This is a genomic window from Spirosoma arboris, assembly GCF_009754945.1.
Classification (GTDB): domain Bacteria; phylum Bacteroidota; class Bacteroidia; order Cytophagales; family Spirosomataceae; genus Spirosoma; species Spirosoma arboris.
Genome location: NZ_WPIN01000074.1, coordinates 1 through 701 on the forward strand (window position 1 = coordinate 1; position 701 = coordinate 701).

Consider the following 701-nt stretch of genomic DNA (forward strand, 5'->3'; position numbering starts at 1 on the left):
CCCGTGATCACCCAGGTCACCGTCGACTCCACCAACACCACCACCGGACAAATCACCGTCAGATGGACCCGACCACTCGGACTCAATCCCGGTGACCTCACTGGACCCTACCAATACCGACTCCAACGGGCGACCGACCTGGCGGGCACCAACTTCACCCCCATCGCCACCATCAACACCACCCTCGCCCCAACAGCTCCCGATACCATCTACGTCGATAAAGGCAGCTCCACCTCCGCGCTCAACACCACCAACAATGCCTACCGCTATCGACTCGAGTTCTATTTCACGGCTCCCAACGGGGCCCTGACCCAACTCGATGTCACCGAACCAGCCTCCTCCGTCAGGCTCGCAGCGGCCCCCGCCAATCGACAGATCACCCTCTCCTGGCAGGCCAACACCCCCTGGTCCAATGACAACCAGATTCATGACATCTACCGATCCAGATCAGGACCCAATGGCCCCTTTAACAAAATCAGAGAAGTCAAGGTAGCCACCCCCACCTACTCCTTCACCGATGATGGATCGGATGCCTTCCTCACCGATGGCAACACCTCCCGAGTCCTCTCAGCCGACTCCTCCTACTGCTATCGGGTCATGACCCGAGGCCAGTACACCGATACCCAGCTCAGCCGACTGGGCATCCTGCAAAACTACAGCCAGATTCTGTGTGCCATGCCCTCGGACACCACCCGACCCTG

General features: G+C 59.6%; 1 pseudogene. It reads right to left on the reverse strand.

The window, feature by feature from the left end:
- Positions 1-429 (reverse strand): annotated as a pseudogene (locus tag GO755_RS40715) (hypothetical protein); the annotation flags it as partial.
- Between the last annotated feature and the right edge of the window lie 272 nt (positions 430-701).